18 protein-coding genes are annotated in these 21,781 nt (G+C 39.0%); 13 read left to right on the forward strand and 5 right to left on the reverse strand.

Annotation, left to right across the window (positions count from 1 at the left end):
• Nucleotides 1–2: 2 nt before the first annotated feature.
• The 11 genes from trmD (at nt 3) to BUR11_RS12980 (ending at nt 11,768) form a co-directional block, all read left to right on the forward strand.
• The gene (gene trmD, locus BUR11_RS12930; protein WP_074225414.1) at nt 3–686 is read left to right on the forward strand and encodes a tRNA (guanosine(37)-N1)-methyltransferase TrmD; all 684 of its coding nucleotides are present in this window, start codon (nt 3–5) and stop codon (nt 684–686) included.
• Nucleotides 687–770: 84 nt separating this feature from the next.
• Complete coding sequence (gene rplS / locus BUR11_RS12935; protein ID WP_008198488.1) at nt 771–1,136, forward strand: 50S ribosomal protein L19; 366 nt, start codon at nt 771–773, stop codon at nt 1,134–1,136.
• Nucleotides 1,137–1,614: 478 nt separating this feature from the next.
• Nucleotides 1,615–1,905 carry a hypothetical protein gene (locus BUR11_RS12940; RefSeq protein WP_074225415.1) on the forward strand — a complete coding sequence of 97 codons (291 nt, stop codon included), beginning with the start codon at nt 1,615–1,617 and terminating at the stop codon, nt 1,903–1,905.
• 169 nt (nt 1,906–2,074) lie between these two features.
• Nucleotides 2,075–3,613, forward strand: coding sequence for a glutamate--tRNA ligase (gene gltX / locus BUR11_RS12945; RefSeq protein ID WP_074225416.1), 1,539 nt, complete (start codon nt 2,075–2,077; stop codon nt 3,611–3,613).
• 11 nt (nt 3,614–3,624) lie between these two features.
• On the forward strand, nt 3,625–3,825 hold the full coding sequence (locus BUR11_RS12950) for a hypothetical protein (protein WP_074225417.1): 201 nt from the start codon (nt 3,625–3,627) through the stop codon (nt 3,823–3,825).
• An 81-nt stretch (nt 3,826–3,906) separates the two neighbouring features.
• Nucleotides 3,907–6,567: a carboxypeptidase regulatory-like domain-containing protein gene (locus BUR11_RS12955; RefSeq protein ID WP_074225418.1), complete on the forward strand. Its 2,661-nt coding sequence runs from the start codon at nt 3,907–3,909 to the stop codon at nt 6,565–6,567.
• A 40-nt stretch (nt 6,568–6,607) separates the two neighbouring features.
• Nucleotides 6,608–9,379, forward strand: coding sequence for a TonB-dependent receptor (locus tag BUR11_RS12960; protein WP_074225419.1), 2,772 nt, complete (start codon nt 6,608–6,610; stop codon nt 9,377–9,379).
• Between the two features lie 35 nt (nt 9,380–9,414).
• A complete protein-coding gene (locus BUR11_RS12965; protein WP_074225420.1) occupies nt 9,415–10,092 on the forward strand; it encodes an outer membrane beta-barrel protein in 678 nt (225 codons plus the stop codon).
• 87 nt (nt 10,093–10,179) lie between these two features.
• Entirely contained in the window at nt 10,180–10,674 is a 495-nt protein-coding gene (locus BUR11_RS12970) for an RNA polymerase sigma factor (RefSeq protein ID WP_074225421.1), read from the forward strand.
• Nucleotides 10,664–10,975, forward strand: a complete 312-nt coding sequence (locus tag BUR11_RS12975; protein ID WP_074225422.1) for a hypothetical protein — start codon at nt 10,664–10,666, stop codon at nt 10,973–10,975. Before BUR11_RS12970 ends, BUR11_RS12975 begins: the two co-directional genes overlap by 11 nt.
• 13 nt (nt 10,976–10,988) lie before the next feature.
• On the forward strand, nt 10,989–11,768 hold the full coding sequence (locus tag BUR11_RS12980) for a Spy/CpxP family protein refolding chaperone (protein WP_084560979.1): 780 nt from the start codon (nt 10,989–10,991) through the stop codon (nt 11,766–11,768).
• A gap of 66 nt (nt 11,769–11,834) precedes the next feature.
• Here BUR11_RS12980 and BUR11_RS12985 read toward each other — a convergent pair whose 3' ends face one another.
• On the reverse strand, nt 11,835–13,517 hold the full coding sequence (locus BUR11_RS12985; RefSeq protein WP_074225423.1) for a DUF885 family protein: 1,683 nt from the start codon (nt 13,515–13,517) through the stop codon (nt 11,835–11,837).
• A gap of 203 nt (nt 13,518–13,720) precedes the next feature.
• Entirely contained in the window at nt 13,721–14,923 is a 1,203-nt protein-coding gene (locus tag BUR11_RS12990; protein WP_159439227.1) for a VOC family protein, read from the reverse strand.
• 277 nt (nt 14,924–15,200) lie between these two features.
• Between BUR11_RS12990 and BUR11_RS13000 the strand changes: the two genes are divergently transcribed.
• Nucleotides 15,201–16,088, forward strand: a complete 888-nt coding sequence (locus BUR11_RS13000) for an ABC transporter ATP-binding protein (protein WP_074225426.1) — start codon at nt 15,201–15,203, stop codon at nt 16,086–16,088.
• Nucleotides 16,089–16,097: 9 nt separating this feature from the next.
• A complete protein-coding gene (locus BUR11_RS13005; RefSeq protein ID WP_074225427.1) occupies nt 16,098–19,742 on the forward strand; it encodes an ABC transporter permease/M1 family aminopeptidase in 3,645 nt (1,214 codons plus the stop codon).
• Nucleotides 19,743–19,797: 55 nt separating this feature from the next.
• On the opposite strand, the gene BUR11_RS21170 is transcribed toward BUR11_RS13005, so the two are convergent.
• The 3 genes from BUR11_RS21170 to BUR11_RS13020 all read right to left on the reverse strand — a co-directional run bounded on the left by BUR11_RS21170 (nt 19,798) and on the right by BUR11_RS13020 (nt 21,651).
• Nucleotides 19,798–19,962, reverse strand: coding sequence for a hypothetical protein (locus BUR11_RS21170; RefSeq protein WP_159439228.1), 165 nt, complete (start codon nt 19,960–19,962; stop codon nt 19,798–19,800).
• A 66-nt stretch (nt 19,963–20,028) separates the two neighbouring features.
• Nucleotides 20,029–20,574, reverse strand: a complete 546-nt coding sequence (locus tag BUR11_RS13015; protein WP_074225429.1) for a hypothetical protein — start codon at nt 20,572–20,574, stop codon at nt 20,029–20,031.
• 210 nt (nt 20,575–20,784) lie between these two features.
• Complete coding sequence (locus BUR11_RS13020) at nt 20,785–21,651, reverse strand: AraC family transcriptional regulator (RefSeq protein ID WP_074225430.1); 867 nt, start codon at nt 21,649–21,651, stop codon at nt 20,785–20,787.
• Between the last annotated feature and the right edge of the window lie 130 nt (nt 21,652–21,781).

Raw genomic sequence — 21,781 nt, forward strand, 5'->3', positions numbered from 1 at the left:
CCATGCACATTGATATAGTCACCGTGGTTCCTGGATTGTTGGATAGTCCCTTTTCCCATTCCATACTGAAAAGAGCGGAAGACAAAGGACTGGCAAGCATACGTGTGATCAATTTGAGAGATTATGCAATGGGCAAGCAAAAGCAAGTCGATGATTATGCTTTTGGAGGGGGAGCAGGGATGGTCATGATGATCGAGCCAATAGCTCGATGCATCGAAGCACTTCAACAAGAGCGTACCTATGATGATATCATCTACATGACGCCTGATGGAGCTACTTTTGATCAACCCATGGCCAATGCGCTTTCGCTTAAAAAAAACCTATTGATCCTTTGTGGTCATTATAAGGGAATAGATGAGCGGGTGAGAGAAAAATTCATCACCAAAGAAATCAGCATTGGAGACTTCGTATTGTCCGGAGGAGAATTGGCCGCAGCGGTAGTTGCTGATGCAGTCATTCGATTGATTCCGGGAGTATTGAATGATGAAACTTCTGCTTTGACAGATTCTTTCCAAGACGGCTTACTGGCGCCACCAGTATATACAAGGCCTGCAGAATATGAAGGAATGAAAGTCCCTGATGTTTTGCTTTCAGGCCATGAAGCCAAGATAAATGAATGGAGATTTGAAGCGTCGGTTCGTAGGACCCAAGAAAGAAGACCTGATCTGCTCGGCGGACAGGAGTAAGGGAACTTCGATACAGCATCGAACGAGAAGTAATTAAATAAGCCACTGAGATGGCAAAAAGCGAAAGCATAAAAAGATAAAGCTATGAGCGAACTAATTAAAATAGTAGAGGCGGAATACAGCGAGGTTAGAGCTAAGTTCCCTACTTTCAAAGCTGGTGATACCATCAACGTACACGTACGTATCAAAGAAGGTAACAAAGAGCGTGTTCAGCAGTTCCAAGGAACTGTGATCCAGCGTAAAAACCCAAATACCAATGGCGAAACTTTCACAGTAAGAAAGATCTCTAACGGTATCGGTGTTGAGCGTATTTTCCCTATCATCTCTCCAGCAATAGAGCAAATCGATCTATTGAGACAAGGTAGAGTGAGAAGAGCTCGTCTATTCTACTTGAGAGGCCGTCAGGGTAAAGCTGCACGTATCAAGGAGAAAATCAGAGTGAAACACTAAGAGCAATTGCTCTTTCCATAAAAAAGGAACCTAGTAATGGGTTCCTTTTTTTATTGCTCAACCTTTGAGGTTTTCTAAACCTAGAAGGATTTTATCATAGTCTCAAACTATTTAATTTAAAACTGCTTCTCCTATTTGCAGACACCATTTTTTAAAGAAAACTTCCATTGTCTTTGCTAATTTAACCTGCAAAAATGACTTTACCCCAATCTTGAATAGTCTAGAAAAACGCTATTCTCTGGCATTTACTCAAATTGAAGGGTTCAAATATTCTTAAGTAATAGAGCCCATCCTGATATGGATAAAATGGCCGCAAGAAAAAACACTTTCGTATAACTTTGGTAATAAATACCAAGATCAGCTCGTTTTAAATACAATCAAGCTCTTTTTGCATCTAAAATGAATTTAACTCGTTTTAATAATTAAACCATTGACAATCTGACCGATACTATCTAGTTTCACTAAAACTTTTTACCACATGAATTCTTTAAACACCCTAGATCCGGCAAAAGGATTGGCCCATGTTGCTATCCGTGTCTTTCAGGTTTTATCTGTCTTAATCCTTTGCCTATCGGTGTATTTGATTTATTTATCCTATCTGGATTTATTGCCTGATTGGGAAGTATCCAACCATTACTCAGGACATGATGATAATTGGTCCAGCAATTCAAACACTTGGCAAATGCTCATCTTTGCTGTACCAGGCATCATTGCCATTGCCTTTTTCTTTCTTTTGGGCTATTTGGGAAAGGTTATCCAAAAAGAATAGAACTGATTTTTTTTACTAGGATAAAGTATCTCATCCTTTTCCCATTACTTCCATTCCAAACAAGATTATCCGCAGCCCTTTACGTAAAGGCATACATTTCCTTATCTTTGCAGCCTGAATGAATGAAAAATCCCTGAAACCCAGTTTCAGAAAGCATAATTAGCAAAGCATGAGTAAAGAAGTTCGCGTAAGATTTGCCCCATCCCCTACCGGCCCCTTACATATTGGTGGTGTACGTACTGCCCTTTACAATTACCTTTTTGCCCGAAAAATGGGAGGAAAGTTTTTGTTGAGAATTGAGGACACAGACCAAATGAGATTTGTTCCCGGCGCTGAAAAATACATTCAGGAATCATTGGCTTGGTTAGGAATATCTGCTGACGAAAGCCCATGGAAACCTGGAGACTGCGGACCTTATAGACAATCAGAACGAAAAGCTGATTACATGCAATATGCGTTGGATTTGGTGGAAGCTGGCCATGCTTATTATGCTTTTGATACGTCTGAGGAGTTGGAAGCGATGCGTGAGCGTCTAACCGCTGCTCGGGTAGTTCAACCCCAATATAATAGTATCACTAGAACTCAGATGAAGAACTCGCTTACTCTTCCTGAAGAAGAAGTAAAAGCAAGATTAGCATCAGGAGATCCTTACGTAATACGAGTAAAAATCCCTAGAAAAGAAGAGGTAAGATTAAACGACATGATCCGTGGTTGGGTGATGGTCCATTCCAGCACCTTGGACGACAAAGTCTTGATGAAGTCTGACGGAATGCCTACCTACCATTTAGCAAATATCGTGGATGATCATCTAATGGGAATTACCCATGTCATCAGAGGAGAAGAATGGTTGCCTTCGGCTCCATTACACGTGTTGTTGTATAAGTTCTTTGGCTGGGAAGATACCATGCCTCAATTCGCTCACTTACCTCTTTTATTAAAGCCCAATGGAAACGGAAAACTTTCCAAGCGAGATGGAGATAAGCTAGGATTCCCTGTATTTCCATTGAATTGGGAGAATCAAGAAACAGGAGAGACTGCTGCTGGATTTAGAGAGCAAGGATATTTACCTGATGCATTTGTAAATTTCTTAGCATTCCTAGGGTGGAACCCAGGCGATGATCGAGAACTATTTTCTTTAGAAGAATTAGTAGAAGCGTTCTCAGTAGAACGAATTGGCAAATCAGGAACCAAGTTTGATATAGAAAAAGCTAAATGGTACAATGAGCAATACTTGAGAGCTAAAAGTGACCAGGAACTTGCCAATTACATCATTGAAGATGCCTCCAAAGAAGGAATTGAATTAAAACAAGAAGTGGCAGAACAAGCAGCCGGATTAACCAAAGGCAGGATAACTTTCCCTCAGGATCTATGGAATGAAAGTAAATTCTTGTTTGTTCCTTTAACTTCATTCGATGAAGACGTAGCCGCTAAAAAGTGGAATGGAGATGCTGTAAAAGTATTGACACACTATTCCGAAGCAATTACCCATTATGAAGGAACTTTTGACGCAGAAACGGCCAAAACCATGTTGGGCGCCTCCGCAGAAGTAGAAGGCATTAAGCTAGGGAAAGTAATGCAAGCAGTACGACTTGCAGTAACTGGATCGGGAGCTGGGCCGGATTTGATGGAAGTTTTTGCTATTTTAGGTGCTCAAGAAGTGTCCAACCGCATTCAATTTGCGTTAAATACACTTCCAGTAATTGCCTAAACCATAAGACGATGGCCAAAAAAAAGAAGAAAGATACCGATCCAAAAGTGCATGAAGATTTGAAAGGATTCAAAATGGACATTAATTCATTTGGAGAAATTTCATCCAGCTTTTCCATTGATAAAATCAATGAATTCTTAAATAAGAATGTAGAAGATAAGAAGCTGAAAGACAGAGATGATCTGGACACAGATGAAGGTAAAAAAGAATGAAATTTCACTAATAAATTTTAACATAACTAAAAGCTCCTATTTGGAGCTTTTTTGTTTTATTTAGAAAACTAAATTGTCATAATGTTTCGAAATATTCATTTTTGGTCTTCTAGACGAATTTTCTTTTGTATTCTTTTTTTAATTGCTCCATTACACCTCTACGGGCAAAATATCAACTTCTCAGGTACAATCACAGATGAATCAACCGGGCAAGCCCTGAAAGACATTCATGTTTTTGTCCCTAATTCTACCTTCCAAACTTTTTCAGATTCCCTAGGCCGCTTCACTATTCCAAATATGCCTGCCGGAAGGTGGGAAATTGCATTGATCGGTGAAGGTTTTGAGAAAATTCAACAAGTCATAGAGCTTAAGAAAACACAGGTACCCAACTTTGACTTTTCGCTTTTGCCTACCAAAATAATGGCTCCTCCTGCCTTAAAATTGACAGAAAAAAAGAGAGAGAAATTAATAGAAGATTTTACCTCCCATTTTTTATTCACCAGCAAGTATCAGAATCAGCTACGGCTTCTAAACCCGGAAGGATTGCTGTTTTTTGAAAAGGATAATTCAAATGAGCTGATGGTCGACACCAATGGATACCTGATTTTCATCAATGATCAAACGGGCTTCCTTTTCACCTTGTATTTTGACCAACCTCAATCTCTTGAAGACCCAATTTCAACTGATCAAATCGAACTTGCCTTCTTGGATTTAATCAATGAGGTACCTGAATTAATTGAAGCAAGAAATTCAGAGCGGGAAAAGATTTTCTTGAATTCCCCAGCTTTCACATTAAGGCAAATGCTGACTGGAGAAATCAGTACTTCGGACGAACCTGAAGGAATTCAGGTAGCCTTTGGTAAATATCCGGGAGAATATCTTTTAACCTTTCCTAAGCCTTTTATTATCCAAGGAAAAGGATCGATTAGTTATTCTGATGACCAGCTTCCCGTAAGGTCTGAAGGAGCCGTGGTTTTTGAAGATCAGCTGATGCTAGAGGGAGGCTTTTCAGAGATCCATCCCTTAGATCAATTGCCAAGAAATTTCAATGGCGAAAAAACCCTTCAATTGGCCAACATTGAAAAGAATGCCCAAGTCATGCAAGAAAAAGTGTTTTTGCAGACGGATCGAAGTCATTACCTAAAAGGGGAGACATTATTTTTCAAAGCCAATATGATTTATGCCAACCCATTATTGGGACCAGAATTGAGCAAAGTACTCCACATAGAAATTTTAGATACAACAGGCTACCAGGAAATCCATGAAATCTTCAAGATTAACCAGGGTAAAGCATTCGGTTCAATAGAATTGCCTGTAGGGCTGAATCAGCAAAATTATCTCATAAGGGCCTATACCTCATGGAGCCTTAATTATGGTAATCATCAAGGAACAATACTTCCTATTCAAATTCTAGATCCCAGCTTAAGACCATTGAACTCAACTCCCGAAACACTGGCAAAAAAAGTAAGTATCTTTTCAGACAAACAAGTATATCAGGCAGGAGAACTAGTCAACTTAAATGTAATGGTTCGAGATGATCAGGGAAGACCCATTGCTTCTGATCTAGCGATCAGGGTATTGGATTTAAGTCAAAGTAATCCTGTAAACTCTTCAAAAACCATTGAGGAAAGTTTTGAGCTCTCTCCTGTTCCAATTGACACGGACTTCACCAAATACCAATATCCTATAGAAAGTAGATTTACTGTAAAAGGAGAAATCCAGGACACTGATAAGAACCCCATAGAAGGGAACGTAACTGCCTTAATCAATGGATTGGGAAACATAGAAAAGTATAAAGTTGGGAAGGATGGAGAATTTGAAATCCCTCAGCTCTCCTTTGAAGGTGAATTTGAAATTGCGGTACAAGGTACTTCGAAAGAAGGTTTTCCAATCAGGCAAATATCATTGGAAGTAGAAGATTATCACCTAGAGGGCCCTCTCACTCATTTTAATTTCCCAAAACTGACATCCAATAATGTTCCTCCTTTGACGGCACAGGAAATACAGGCTAACATGGAGCAGGGCGAGATTTTGTTGGATGAATTTGTGATTGATGAGGAGAAATCAGATCCAACAGGCCCCATGATTTATGGACAGCCTGATAGTTCTGTTGACCCTAGCAAATTACAATTGAATGGCAGCACATCTCAATTCATTTATTTATTAGCAGGCCAGGTGGCTGGAATGAGCGTTACTGGAAACCCTCCATCCATCAGATTTAGAAACGGAGGTGAGCCCTTGGTTATGATTGATGGTGTACCTGTGAATCCTCCATCAGGACCTATGATCGGCGGGGGGAGTCCTGCCGGCCGTACCGCAACGGATATTATATCCGGAATCAATGTCTTTGCTATTGAGCGAGTGGAAGTCATCAAAAGAACCGTCCCTATGTTAGGTGAAGCAGGAAGAAATGGCATTATCTCTATTTTCATGAAAACTGGAGAAGAACTTCAAAAGGCGAATGACGCCATCAGAAATAATTTTACTCCTTTCAAACTTCAAGGATTTCAACAACAAAAATCTTTTCAAGAAGTGGTGGAGGAACAACAGCTCAATCCTTTGTTGAGGGGGTTGAAACCTACCTTGTATTGGAATCCAGAAGTAATCACCAATACAGAAGAACTATCCCAAGCAATTCAATTTAAAAGTTCAGAATCAGCTGCGCCAATGTGGGTGGAAATCAAAGGAATTACAGCAGATGGACAACCGGTGGAAGGTAAATTCGTCATTAATCAACAATAGCTTACTTTTAAAGTTTAAACCCCAACTATAAACAAAGAACATGAAGTTCATTTTAACAACCCTATTCGTATTCCTTGGAATTCACTTTTTGGTTCTTGCCCAATCAGGCACAGTCACTGGAGTCGTCACTGATGCGGAAACAGGTGAAACCTTGCCTTTTTGTAATGTATTTATCAATAATACGACCATCGCTACAGTCACTGACATGGATGGGAAATACGTTCTTTCAAATCTGGAACCAGGCCCTTTGGAAATTGGATTCTCCTTTATCGGCTATGTAGCTGAAACCAAAAAAATAACACTCAACCCAGGAGGCACTTCCACAGTCAACTTAAATATGCAACCTTTTGCTCAGGAATTGAGCGATGTGGAAATCAAAGCCTCTAGAGACAAAAGTTGGGAAAGAGACCTTAGAAAATTTGAAAATCTCTTTTTAGGGAATGACGAAATTGCCAGTAAGTCAACTATTGAAAACCCTTGGGTGATCGATTTCCCTGAACCCGAAGAGAAAAACACGTTCCAAGCCACGGCTGGGATTCCTTTAGAAATCACCAATAATTATTTAGGCTACAAAATCAGCTTTGACTTAAAAGAGTTTTTTGACTCTCCTACCAACTATAGAATCGCTGGTGCTGCCAGATTCGAAGAAATGGTTCCAGAAACAGAGGATCAACGTAGTACCTGGGAAAATAACCGAGCTGAGGTCTACAGAAAATCTCCAATGAATATGTTTCGAGCGATGATCACTGGTGATCAAGAAAAAGAAGGATTCTTCCTCTACGGTGATAAACCAGGAGGGTCTCCGTCCATGAATATGCGCTCAGATATTTTCGCAAACGAATTGGGTAAATCAGTAGTGCCTTACAAACCAGATAATTTGGTCACACCTGCTCCAAATAAAGAGGGTGAGTATTTGATCAATTTGAAAGGAAGAATTGAGATTCACTACCAAAAAGGATATTCTCAAGTCAACACTTATAAGGATGCTCCTTACCCTGTTTCCTGGTTAGAAGTGTATAAAAACACGGTGCGTGTCAAGGAAAACGGAATGGTCTTAAACCCTCAGGATTTGGTATTCTCAGGAGATATGGATCGGAAAAGAATTTCTACTCTACTTCCTTTGGATTATGATGCAGAGAAAGCCATCCAACTTCAAGACTTAGAAAAAACAGCCGCAAATTATCAGGAGAAAGTGTTTGTCCATAAAGACAAACCTTACTACTACGCGGGAGATCAACTCTATTTAAAGGCCTATTTTAAATATGGGAATCCATACTTACGGGATGAACTTAGCAAGGTATTGTATGTAGAAGTGATTAATCAAAATAGAGATTTGATTATTGAAAAGAAGCTTCCAATACGAGATGGGATTGCTGTTGGAAATTTCTCACTTCCTGACACGCTTTCTCAGGAAAATTATTTCTTAAGAGCCTATACCAATTGGCAAAAAAATTATGGCCCTAACCATTATTTTGTGGAACCTGTCAGCATACTAACTCCTTACCAAAGAGTGGTAGAATTTGAATCCAGAGAATTTCGAGAGCCTACTGGAATCGCGGTAACGGCCGATAAGGAGGATTATGGAAAAAAAGAAAAAGTCACTTTGACAATTAAAACGCTTTCTGAAAAACAGATGCCTCTTTCTTCCAATATTTCTGTGGCTGTAGTAGATCAAACACAGGTTTTACCTATTGAGGAAACAAGTAATATCAGTACTGACTTCCAACTTGAATCCATTCCATCCAGCATGGGATTGGACCGTTTTACTTATCCGGTAGAAAAATCTCTTTCCTTGGAGGGCTTTGTAACCGATGATAAAGGCAAACCCACTTCTGCCTTGATTACGGCCTTTGTCAACGATTTTGAGGGAATGGTGGACCTAGAATCCAATAGAGATGGAGAATTCACAATGGAAGAAATGGAGTTTTACGGCCCTTTAAAACTTGCATTTAAAGCCACGGACAAAAAAGGAAATACAGCAGGCACCGTAAAATTAATAGATGATTTAAAGGCGCCAGTAGCACTTCCAACGAATGCATATTTCCCAAAAAAGGAAACCGTATCCACTTCTATCAGACCTGAACCACCGTTATTAGAAGAACAAGAAGATGCTCCCGAGGAAGAAGAAGCAAAAGAAAAAACTGAGAAAAAAGCCCTCTATGGCACTCCAAACTATATTGTACCCGGAGAAAAATTAATGGCCACTGGCAATACCGCTGATTTGGTCAATAGTTTGGCAGGGAATGTTCCAAGTATGCGAGTAACCTTAGCGGGAGCCTCTGGACAGCAACAAATCAGGTTGAGAGGAGGTGCTGTTTCAGCAAATGGAAACCTAGAGCCATTAGTAATGGTGAATGGAACAATATTGGCACAAACAGGTGCTACTACCGCTGCTGATAATTTAAGGAATATTAATGTTCAGGACATTGACCGAGTGGAAGTGGTAACTCGAACGGTATCTATGCTAGGTGATCAGGGTAGAAATGGTGTAATTGCTGTTTATCTGAAGGAATATGATCCCAATGCAGAAAATCCATTGATGTCTGGAGAAGGCTTGAATACTTATACTGTCGAAGGTTATACCACTTATAAGCCCATTTATGTAATGGATTATTCGCAGGAAAACGATCCTGACTTGATTGACAAAAGACAAACTTTATACTGGAATCCATATTTAGTTACGGATGATAATGGAACAGTCACCATCACCTTTTACACCAATGAGAATGGAGGCCCTATGAGTGTATATGTAAAAGGCCTAGGGGTAAATGGACAGGGATTATCCGGTTCTTTTACGATCAATTCCAAATAATTACGAGTGCTAGTTGGATTTCTTTAATTTTGAGCATGAACCGAATTATTTTGGCATTGGTCCTTGTGATCAGTTCCTTTTCTCTAAACGCACAGACAAGTATTGGAATCAAAGGAGGATATACCACCTCCTCCTTTTCTTACATCCCTGCCTTGAATATCAGAAGCATTTCCGTTGACGGACTCTCTGCTCCTACTTTCGCTTTTGTTTTCGAACATTTCAATGCAAAAAATGCAGGAATTGAATTGAATGTTCAATATCTGTCTACTGGTTACAACCAGAGCATTACAGATACAGAAGGGGCTATTTTGAGCAATGAAACTCAGCTTGATTACCTGAAAATACCCATGATGGCGAGCTTCTTTATAGGAAGATCCGGAAGATTTCAAATCAAATTCGGACCACATCTTGGTTACTTATTGAGTGCAAATGATATCCAGAGGGATATTATAGATAGCTCGCCTCCTGAAATCCCCACTTATGGAGGGGCCGATGACAATCCAAAAAAATTAATGTATGGACTAAGCGCCGGCGCAGGTATTTCTAAACTTTTTGGTAAAAGTACCATTGCTGGAGAGGTACGGTTTGGTTATGATTTTACCAATCCAGAATCCCAAGAAAGGATCTTTGATTTAAATTTCACCACTTTGGAATTCACTCTTGCATACCTTTTTCAAATCAAGGATGCCAAGGTGAAAGTGACACCAAAATAATTCAGCTGATAAGAATTGGCTGAAACTTTTTATTTTTTTTAAACCCATTGTCATATATCCCGAATAATATCCGACTAACCTATGTAAATGAATCGCCAGCAACTTGACCATATTCTCCAAACCTACCACAGGGATGCTTACATCTGGGCAAGGCAGTGCTGTTCATTTGATGACGAATTAGCCAAGGATGTTCTTCAACAGGTTTATTTAAAAATCTTAGAAGGAAAAGCAAAGCTGAAAAATATTGATAAGGCAAAGACTTGGCTTTTCTCAATTATTCGATATACTTCCATAGATCAATTAAGGGCCTCCGGCAAATTGGTATCCTTGGAAGAGTCCTATGAAGTACCAGATGTACAGGAGGAAATGGATCAGACGGATTACCAAGGGTTAATCAAGAAATTACCCAAAATGCAACAGGAGGTACTACTGATGGTATTTTATCATCAGATGACAATAGAGCAAAGTGCCGAAGTTCTACAAATCGGACTAGGAACCGCAAGAACACATTACGATCGCGGTAAAAAGAAACTCAAGGAAATCATTACAAAAACCCAAACACAGGAGCACTATGGAAGATAACGCAGAACTGAAAAGGTTTTTTGAAAATATGAAGGAGCAAGATCAACAATTGGAAATCCCTCCTTACCCAAGCTATAAAACAAGAAAAATCAATTTCTGGATTCCGGCGGGGATTGCAGCCTCTTTGGCATTGCTAGGCTTGATTATGAACGAGCCTCAACCAATTCCTGAAGCACCGAAAGAAGTTTTAATTATCACACTTCAGGAAGATGAAAACAATGAACAAGAATTTATCATTGAAGAAACTACCTATTTGGATGTTTGGGAATCTCCCACTGCCTCTTTACTTACTGACTTCTAAACCAACTTATATTATGAAATACCTACTCATCCTCTTTTTTATCCTAGGTGCCGGAATGGCCCAGGGGCAGGTAGCCACCTCTGTTTATTCCAATCAGGATATTTTCCAAAGGAATCTATATTCTGCTGATAGAATCATGGGAATGCGAGAAGAATTGGAGCTAACAGATGCTCAGGTCGCCAATATCAAAAAAGCCTACAGCAAAAATGCCGGAGAATTCAGCACACTTAAATGGGACTTAGATGCGGCCACTTTAAAATTGAAAAACTTACTGGATCAACCGAAAATCGATCAAGCGGAAGTCCAAAAACAGATGGATGCAGTGCTGAAATTGGAAAACCAGTTGAAGAAATTGCAATTGGACAACCTGGTCTCCATTAAAAATGAGTTGACCGAAGAGCAGCAAGAAAGTCTTCAATCTTCCCCAAATTTAATTTTTGGTAGAGTTTCTGGTGTCCAGTCGATGACAGGAGGACAAGCCATTCAATTCGGCCAAAATGGTCTTTCCCAAACAAAAGTGATCGGATATCCAGCAGCCACAAGCATCAAGGGAGGAGGCGCAGTAAGCCCTAGTGTATCAGTTCGTGTAGCAGGCAGCGCCAAAGATGGGAATGAGCCAATGTATTTTCTAGATACAAAAAACGGCATGAAACCCATCAAAGAAATTAAGGATATCGAACCGAATAACATTGAAAGTATCTCTGTGTTAAAAGGCGATGCAGCTATTGAAAAGTTTGGAGAAAAAGCTAAAAATGGTGCTATCGTCATCAAACTTAAAAACGAGCCTAAATAATATTTGGTTGATTTATAATTAAAAAAAGGAACCCAAATGGGTTCCTTTTTTATGAGGGAGATTTGATTAATCCAAAAACTTCCAACTAGCTTTATGATCCCTCTTCAAAGGATTCCCAGTCACTTTCGCCCTCAAAATTTCAATTGGCATGGCGTTCTGACTTAAAATCAAATCATGAAATTCCTTTTCTCCCATTTTACCAGAATTGACCACTTCGTCTCTCATAGAGTAAATTTCCAACGCCCCAATCATGTAGGCAATTTGATAAAGCGGACCATATCTTCCTTCAAAAGATCTTCTGACTTCCGCTTCCGCATTGGCTCTTTCGTGCCCTACTTTATCCACCAACAAGTCAATACATTCTTGTGGAGTCATTTCTTCCAGATGATAGCTCAAGGAGAAGATAATTCTGGCGCATCTATGCATTCTCCAAAATAGCATCCCGATTTTATCTTTCGCATCTCTTGGAAAACCTCTGTCCCAAAGAACAAACTCCCAATACAAAGCCCATCCTTCTGTCCAAAATGGAGTTCTGAACATCCTCCTATGCGTCATGTTTCTTTGATTCATAAACTGCTGTAAATGGTGTCCAGGAATCAATTCATGCTGCACTGTTGCCCTTGAAAAATGAGGATTATTCCCTCTCATGCTCATCATTTTCTCTTCATGGCTCATCTCAGAAGTAGGATAGGAAATCTGAATGGTCTCACCTCCCAAGAAGAAGGGACTTACTCGCTGTCTCTCAGCAGAAATCATGGTGGTCCTCCAAGTTTCTTTTGCCATTGGAGGCACGGTCACCAAGTCATTTTTTTCTACATATTCGGTAGCTTCTTCTGCTAGTCGAATCACCTCTGCAGGCCATTCCCCGGCCGGCAAATACGTCTCTTTGACCATCTCCAAGGCAGCTTTCCAATCATCGCCAAATCCCAATTCGTTAGATGCTTTCAGCATTTCTGCCTCACACCATTCAAATTGCTTTTCTGCTTCTGCGATTAATTCTTCCGGGCTATAAGCAATCATTTCGAAGGCCAACTGATTCAATAATGCCTCACGCCCAATAGGTTTTCCGATAATCCCACTTCCATCATCCTTCACAGAATTGGTAAAATGCCCACGTAATGCTTTGGCATAAGCCTTCATGCTTTCATCCAGTTTTTTCCAAGGTTCAGGCATCCACCAAGTAAACATGGGATCATAATCATAATAGTAGGAGTAAGCTTCTCCAACTACTCTATTCAATCGTTCAACCGCTTCTGCAGCCAAATCTGCTTTTTGCCAACTGGTATATTTTGGCATACTAGGAAGTGCTGCTAATTGAGCATCTACTTTTTTGGCTACCTCATTCCACGTAGCTGCCAAGGCTTGGGAATCCGGAGTTTTCGCTCTTCTCCTTCCTACCGCAAACTCTTCAAGCGGCGCTCCAAAAGCCACCACGGAAGAAATTTCTTCAAAGGCTCTTCGCTCCAGATCTAATTCAGCCAATTCCTTTTCCAAAAAATTTCTGAACAAGACGTAATCAATCTTGCCGTCTTCAGATAGGCTATTGTAATTCAACTTATTTAAGTCATTTAGGTAGTTGGTGTTGAATTCTTCAATTCGATCAAAGTATTCAAGAGACAAGTTATTCGTGTATAACCTCCTCAAAGCACCCCAGTCAGCCTGGTAAGTTTCAATGGTCTGAACTAGTTCTGTGGCAGATATACTATTCAAAACCATACTCAATAATACGAGTAGTAGTGTTTTCTTCATTTGGTTGATGGTTAGGTTAATTCCTTAAATTAATTCATTTGATCCGAAACTCGGGGAATATTTGATAAGCGTCATTTTTTCAGTTTTTAGGAAAAAATTTTTCATGTATGATTAAGTCAAAACTGTAGAACTCTAGATGACATGAATTAAAATGAAGCAGGCCAACAAGTATACTACCTCCTGATTATGAATGGATTGATGCTTTAAAAGCGAAATAGATACCCACCCAAATCGCTGAAAGTATTAGACCTACGTGTGGAGTCAGAATCCTTCTTTTTAAGATAGGTTTCCCATCCATCCGAATCAGACAATCCAATTTTTACTTCCACTAATTTTTCTTCAGAAAAAGAGTTCATCCCACGCATTTCGTCTACCAAACCCACATAACTATTATCCGATAGACGATATATTTTTGCCCAACCCTGATCCGCAGACAATTCCAAACCGAGATTCTGAGTCATGAAATTTTCCATTGGAAGAATGTCTTTATAATAAAGCCAAGTGATGCTTGCATAAAAATTATATTCAGTCCCTAAAGAAGTTGCCAAGGGTTTCCTACCTTTCAATTCTGGAATGAATTTTTCATTTTCAGGATGCATTCTGAACATTTCAAATTCCAATAAATAGCCTTCCGGATCCATCGCAACAAACCCATCATGTGCACCATCTGGCTTAACTTTCAGGGTGTATTTGATCGTTACTTTTTCCTTTTGTAAGTGGCTATACCATTCTTCCAAATTATCAGTCAATAAAGCTAGGGCAACGGATTTTGCTTCATTCCCTGAATACCCACTTCCCTCTACACTTTTGATAACAAGTCTTGAGTCCCCAACAATCTGAAAAGTAGCGGATTTCTCTTCCTCAGAAAGTATTTTCAACCCCAGCGTCTCGCTGTAAAATTTCTTTGCTTCAGGTAAATCCTTATAAAACCAAATTAATTCTTGACCGGTAATCCCAAAGTCTCCTAGGTCTTTAAAATCTGAATTCTGAGCCAGCAAATTGTTAATATTCGATTCAGGATACCCAAGCATTCTTCCAAAAGTCCTTGAAACATCTTCCTTTTTTTGACCTGAGTATTCCTTTGAAGCTTCTAATTCATTTGCTCTTTTTTTCAGCATTTGATAAGCTTCTAAGGATTCTCCTTTATACAGAATTAATACCTCTTTTCCCTGGACCACTGAGGAATCAAACAAACTAGTTCCAATCAGATTAGGCTCTCGAAAAACTGAAATTTCATATTTCTCAGCAATACTCGTTGCTTCCGGCATAAATAAATCCATTTCAGAAGGACTTAAAGGTTGACTCAAAGCAATAGGTTTCACACCAGCTTGGACCATTTCAGCAAACACTTCAAAAGCCCCTGATTCCTTTTTAAATTCTACTTTTTGGCAGGAGTATAGAATCATAATTAAAGAGATCAAAAACAAGGGAGGAAGATGATTTTTCCTAAAGTTCATAAGGGTAGATTCTTTGATTTAATAATCGAGTTTAGGAATAAGTTTCCAAAAAGGAGCAACCACACAGGGAAATCCTGCATCTATTATCAAAGAACTGCGATACTCCTGAACACCTAAACCATTTAAAAACAATTTCTTATATTCCAATAGCAAAAAAATATCACTTCCAAACACATGCTTTTCTAGACTTTTTTTAACAATCACTTCAACCCCCAATCAATTTAATATGGAGTTAATTATCAAAAATTTATCAAAGACTTATCCTAATGGAGTAAAGGCTTTGAATGACATTTCTCTCACTATACCACAAGGGATGTTTGGACTACTTGGTCCCAACGGAGCAGGTAAATCCACCTTGATGAGAACTATTGCCACCCTTCAGGATGCCGACAATGGAAGTATCCTATTGGATGACATAAATGTATTGAAAGACAAACAATCTGTTCGTGAGCGTTTAGGCTATCTACCTCAGGATTTTGGATTATACCCTAGAATTAATGCGGAGGTCATGTTGGACCATATAGCTCAAATGAAAGGAATAGGAAATAAATCCGACCGTAAGGTATTGGTCGAGAATCTCCTTCAAAAAGTAAACCTATACGCTGATAGAAAGAAAGGATTAGGCACCTATTCCGGGGGAATGAGGCAGCGATTTGGTATTGCACAGGCACTAGTAGGAAATCCTTCCTTAATCATTGTAGATGAGCCGACCGCTGGCTTAGACCCTTCCGAACGAAACAGATTCTACAACTTGCTTTCCGAAATCGGGGAAAACACCATTGTAATCCTTTCTACCCACATCGTAGAAGACGTGAATACCCTTTGTTCTAATATGGCCATCATCTGTAAAGGAGAGGTATTGATGCAAGGAAAACCCAAAGATGGAATCACCTCTATTCAGGGAAGGATCTATCAGAAAGCCATAGATAAATCGGAGTTAGACACCTATAGAAACGAATACAATCTTATTTCCACCAAATTAATTGAAGGAAGATTAAGTCTAAGAATTGAAAGTGAAACAGACCCTGGAAACGGATTTGAACCAACTCCAGCTGATCTTGAAGATGTCTATTTCAGTCACATTTCAAAAAAAGTAGATCCTATCACTATTTAAGAAATTGACATGTTTTTAGACATTTTCATTTTTGAACTGAGATACCGGTTTAGTCGGCCGGCTACTTATATCTACTTTGGACTATTGCTTATTGTGGCAATGCTATTAATTGGCTTCGGAAACACGCCTGCTTCCGAAAAAGTATATCACAACGCTCCTATTGTAATTGCCAACCTTCAATTATTGATTTCTCTGTTTGGAATCTTGTTGGCTTCTGCTGTAATGGGTGTTCCCCTTTATAGAGATTTAGAGCATAAAACAGGTACATTCCTTTTCAGTTACCCCATTTCCAAATTCAGCTATTTTATGGGAAGGTTTTGGGGCTCTTTTGTCACTTTGCTTTTCATTTCTTTAGGAAGCCTTATTGGTATTTACCTAGGAAGTATTTTGGGACCTACCTTTGGAACCGATGCGCTTCGATATGGACCAAACCTACTTTGGAACTACCTTCAACCTTGGCTGACTTTAACCTTGCCAAATCTATGGTTTGCATCGACATTATTCTTTGCATTGATTGTTTTTACTAGAAACATCAAATCCATTTACTCTGGAGGAATCGTGGTATTCATCGCCTACCTATTGGCAAATTTCCTGGCCAGCGATATAGAAAACAAGGATTTAGTACAGCTTTTGGATCCGTTTGGATTAAACACCTTTGATTACCAAACTCGGTATTTAACACCCTTTGAGCAAAACAATTTCATCCTTCCCCTTAGTGGAAACTTGCTTTTAAATAGGATAATTTGGTCTGGGATTGGATTGGCATTTTTCCTAGCTTCCTATTTCAAATTTAGCTTCTCGTATTTCTTCAGTACGATTCAGAAAAAGAGCAAAAAAGAAGCTGAAAAGAGCGAAACACCCGTATTGAAAAAAGTACTGGCAAAAGCAGATTTCACAGGAAACTATCAATGGAATAGCTTTAAAACACTTACCAAAATAGAAGTACAAAACATCCTCAAGGATGTCTATTTCCGTTCCATTTTATTGGGCGGTTCTGTATTTTTGATTTTGGATTTTTGGATTGGAAATACACTTTATAGCGTACCAAATTTCCCTTCCACCTCCTTTTTGATGGAGTACAAAACCTTTGATTATAATATTTTTGTCTTCATCATCATCGTGTTTTTCACTGGAGAAACACTGCATCGAGACAAGTCTTCGGGTTACTCCGTCATCAATGATACTTTTCCTGTAAAAGATGGGGCGGTAATTGCATCCAAATTCTCTGGGATGGCTTTTATCTGCCTTTTATTGACGACTTTGCCCATCGTAGTTGGGATCATTATCCAAACTTTAAAAGGATATTTCAACTATGATTTAGGCGTCTACCTAGTAGATAGTTACCTCATTTCTTTGCCAGATTACCTTCAAATGGTCATGTTGGTATTTGCTGTCCATTTGTTAGTCAATAACAAATTCGCAGGCCATGCTGCTGCCATTGGAATTTGGGTCTTGATTATAGTTTTAAGGAATTTCGCCAATTACGATTTCAACATGTTCTTCTTCTCCTATAAACCGGGATATAGATGGAGTGACATGAATGGGTTGGGGCACTTTGGGGAACCGCTATTCTGGTTCAACTTATATTGGACGGCATTCGGAATATTTCTAATCCTATTTTTCAGCATTTTCTATAGCAGGGGAACTGATAGCTCCACAAAAAGTAGGATTAGCACCGCAAAAAATAAATTGGGTAAAAAGACTGCTTTGACTTCTTATGGATTTTTGTTTATAGCCCTTCTTTCCGGTGCCTACATATACCAATCGACAGTATATGACAATGGCTATCAAACTTCAGAGGAAGGCGAAAAAAGACAAGTGGCCTATGAAAAACAACTCAAGCAATATGAGTTTATGGCCCAACCTAAAATCATTAAGGTTAATCTAAAAGCGGATCTTTACCCGCTAGAGAGAGATGCTTATTTTGAGGCTGAAGTAAGCATGGTGAACAAAACTGACGAGCCTATAGATTCGGTTCATTTCAATAGTGCCTCATTAACCGACTTTGAAATTCTTTACAATGGTCAGGAATTGCCCTATCGTTTTCCTCTCCATTACGAGCCAAGAAAGTTTCAAATCTTTGGTAAAAAAGCTGAGAAGGAATGGTATCGAATTACTGCCTTACCTCAAACACTGATGCCGGGGGACACCTTGGACCTGGTGATCAAGAGTAAGGTCATCAATGATAAATTTCCTAACTCAGGTTTTGGAAGAGAGTTAGTTCATAATGGTTCTTTTATTGCTGGAGGAATGCCGGAAATTGGCTATTCATCAAGTATTGAGTTGAGTAGTGATGAAAAAAGAAGAGAATATGAATTGCCAGAAAAGCCAGATGATCTACCTCCACATAATGATCCCTATGGAAAAAGAACTTTGTTATTTCAAGACGATGCGGATTTCATCGATTTTGAGGCAACTGTCAGTACTATTCCGAGCCAAATTGCTGTGGCACCAGGGTATTTGCAAAGGGAATGGATTGAGGGAGACCGACGCTATTTCCATTATATACAGGACAGTCCAATTCAGGCATTCTTTTCAGTTTTGTCAGCAGAATATGAAGTCTTAAGAGACAAAACCAGTTTACCGAATGGACAGAGTATAGATATTGAAATTTATTACCAAAAAGGCCATGAATACAATCTGGATCGATTTGTACAATCCTATAAAGATGGATTGACTTATTTCTCTGAAACGTATGGACCATTTCAATTCAGGCAAATGAGGATTTTGGAATTCCCTCGCTATGCAGGTTTTGCCCAATCTTTTCCAAACACAGTTCCTTTTGCAGAAAGCTTTGGTTGGGTAGCAGATTTCTCCGATCCAAACAGCTTTGATTATGTCTATTATGTTACTGCTCACGAATTGGCTCACCAATGGTGGGGGCATCAAATTACGCCAAACTATACAAGAGGAGCCAATTTAACTTCTGAAGCTTTGGCGGAATTTTCAGCTTTGATTCTTTCTGAACGGAAATATGGGAAGGAAAACATGAAAAGATTCCTCAAGGATGAATTAGATGATTACTTACGGGGTAGATCGAACGAAAGCAAAAAAGAAAATGTGTTCATCAACTGTAATAGGCCCTACCAATGGTATAACAAAGGAAGTTTGATCTTATATGGACTTAGGGATTTGATCGGTGAAGAAGCGATAGATAGTGCGCTATATAATTTTAATGCTGAGTTTGGTTTAAAAACTATCCCTCCATTCCCTGGAAGTGCAGATCTGTATAGACACTTGGAAGCGTATACTCCTGATAGTTTGCGGTATTATTTGGATGATACTTGGAACAAAATCACATTGTACGACAACAAAGCGGAGGAAGTCACGGCTACAAAAATTGCTGAGGATGAATATGATGTAACCATCAAAATCCATTCTCAGAAACTTTATGCTGATTCAGCCGGTGAAGAATCTGATGCCTCTTATGAAGGTGATTATATAGATATTGGCGTATTCGCTGCGGAGGACCAAGACGAAAATGGAAAGGATCGTGTAAATCCCCTCTATGTCCAGAAATATAAAATAAAACCTGGTGAAACCACCCTTACAATTAGGGTGAAAGGAGAACCCGTCAAAGCTGGAATTGATCCCTACAATAAATTGATAGATCGAATTCCTGATGACAATACGATTTCTGTGGAAATTTTATAATGCAAAAAGCCATGTTCTACTTCTTTGAACATGGCTTTTCTTAGTTAGAAAATCTTTACTTTCTTTTTCTAAGTATGGCAACTAGAATTAGTACAAAAACTGCCACGCCTACAACCCAAACCCAGGTTTGTTCGTACCATTCTGGCTCACCGATACTGACATCAATGTCCAGCCCCCCGTCTTGTGCAAATGATGTAAGACTTGCAGTCATTGCCATCATCACTAAAAAAAGATTTTGCGTGTATTTAATCAATTGATTTTTCATGGTTGAAATGGTTTTAGTGAATTATTTAAATCGAATATTATAGGTGACAGCCACACCTATACTTTGGACATCGATAGATGGGTCAGCTCTAAAAACTTGATTGTAATACCCATAGATATTCCAATCATAATTGTGATATCCAAGCTGTGGTCTGATATAGGCCCCTCCGTCAGAAGAGTTAACACTTGTCAAAAACGTGTAACCCACGTCAGTTCCTATGAAGAATCCTTCGGGTTGAGGATAATATCGAAACATGATTCCAACTGGAATAGCACCAAACCCATCATTTAAGCCGTCATAATTTTCAGCACTGGATTTTTCAAAATACTTGGTATAGCCAGTAGCGATGCCTAATCCATAATTGTCTGTTCTCATAAACTGAGCCGCTACATCAAGGCCTAAAGCAAAGGAAGAATAGTTTCCTACATCCCCAACGGGAGCACCTAAATTGACCCCTAGTTTCAACCAGGAGTTATCCTCGTTGATTTCATCAAGTTCTCTTACTTGTTGAGCATGAACTGTAAGACCTGCAATCAGCAGTGTAATGGATAAAATAAGCTTTTTCATAGTTGGTTAGTTTTAAACTATGAAAGCCAAAGCAAGTGCCTCACTTCAATAGGGCATAAAAAATTAAGGTTAAAATGTTTTAAAACACTTATAACCAGACTATTAAATGTATTTTTTAATTAATTATTTCTAAGAATCTCCTACCCTTTTCATATTAAAAATAAATAGCAACCACCCTATTTCGGGGAATTTAGTCCCCTTTGATTGAATCTAATTTAACTTTCTCCAAGACTTCGGAGTTTGATTCGTGAGGCTTTTGAAGGTTTTATTAAAATGGGATAATGTTTGAAAACCTACCTGAAAGGAGATCTGTGAAATCCCCAGATCGGTTTCAATCAAAAGTTTTTTGGCCTCGGTGATTCGTAGTTGTTGGAGGTATTGGGTAAATGTCTTTCTCGTTCTTAGTTTGAAAAATCTGCAAAATGCTTCTTTGCTCATAAATGCTTGCTCTGCCACCTCATCCAAAGAAATAGGCCTGGAACTATTTTCCAGAATAAATCGCATAACCTGATCCATTCTTTTCCCATCTCGCTCGGATAGTGACTTAGAAACAGGAATCATGTTTAATGCCTTCAAATCCTTGGATTCAAAATTCAATAGAGCTAACATATGAAGTGCCCGCTGTAGCTTTTCTAATCCTGATAAAGAGGAGAAGCCGTCAAACAGTCTCATAATTTCTTCTTTGGTCTTCCCTTTTATTTTGAAACAGCCATTAATTCGCTCATTTAATTGAATCAGTTCTTTAAACTCATCCACCTCCTCCAACGATTTTCCAAAAGCTTGAAAATCGAAAAATATGGTGTTTCCTGCAGTAGATAACTTACTATCATCTTCAAAATACTCTGCATCACTTCTAAAAACATGGGGAATACTTTCACCTAATAGGAATACATCACCTGCTTCAAAACGCCCTACATAGTCTCCTACTAATAGCTGACCTCGACCTTCTAAAATCACAGTCAACTGGCATTGTGGATGCTGGTGAAGGTTATTATAAAAATACTTTCCTCTATCTTCTTGGTACTGTACAAAGGTCCTTCCAGACTTAGGGATTTGGAAAGAAATTACTTTACTCATAAGCTATAATGGTATTAAATTGCCGCAATTTTAACAATTTTTTAATTATTTCGTCAATATAGAATCATTTTTTACTAATTCAGTGAGCGAAAAACATTCCTGCATCCCCTAATTTTGAAATAAAAAAAAC

Origin of the sequence: Algoriphagus halophilus (assembly GCF_900129785.1) — a bacterium.
In the GTDB taxonomy this organism is placed as follows: Bacteria; Bacteroidota; Bacteroidia; order Cytophagales; family Cyclobacteriaceae; genus Algoriphagus; species Algoriphagus halophilus.